The following is a 558-nucleotide window of genomic DNA, read 5'->3' on the forward strand; positions in this document are numbered from 1 at the left end:
TTCGGCGAGAACGACTCCTCGATCCGGTCGGGAGTCCACAGGCCGCCACTAGTGGCGATGGTGACCTCGCTGACCCCAGCGCCTTCGATGCTCGCCGACCATGGCGAATCGCCGGTCAGATCCAGGTCGAGACGCTCCCGCGGCTCACCCGTCTTCGCGTCATGCACCCACACGGACCACTCGGGTTCGAACGACATGACACCCCTCTCACACGTACGTCTCGCGGATCAGCACCCGCCCCGGCGCCGACAGCATGTGCTCCCACTGAGTGTCGTTCGGGACCGCCCACAGCCGCCCGTGCCCGACTCCCTGCATCCAGACGCCGTCGCGGAAGACTCGACCATTGCGCATGTCGACACTGTGCGTTCCACCCGCCGTCGCGCCCACCACGGAGAACACCCCGGCCGGAGACGTCACAGACCAGGAGGACGGCGCGTCAGGAATCTCGATCACCGGATGAGCGGGGAAGTTCCCCCGCGAGGGAACATCCACCGTCCCGCCACTGCTGGACACGACGAGACGCGACCAGTCCACGGCGTACTTCCGCGGATCCGCGGC

Annotated in this window: 2 protein-coding genes; both read right to left on the reverse strand. The window is 67.4% G+C overall.

The annotated features are described in order from the left end of the window. On the reverse strand, positions 1-197 hold a 197-nt coding region (locus tag LL239_RS18220), incomplete at its 3' end, for a hypothetical protein (RefSeq protein ID WP_228164611.1). 10 nt (positions 198-207) lie between these two features. Further along, a partial coding sequence (locus LL239_RS18225; protein WP_228164612.1) for a hypothetical protein occupies positions 208-558 on the reverse strand: 351 nt, incomplete at its 5' end.

The organism is Microbacterium testaceum (assembly GCF_020781835.1).
In the GTDB taxonomy this organism is placed as follows: Bacteria; Actinomycetota; Actinomycetes; order Actinomycetales; family Microbacteriaceae; genus Microbacterium; species Microbacterium testaceum_H.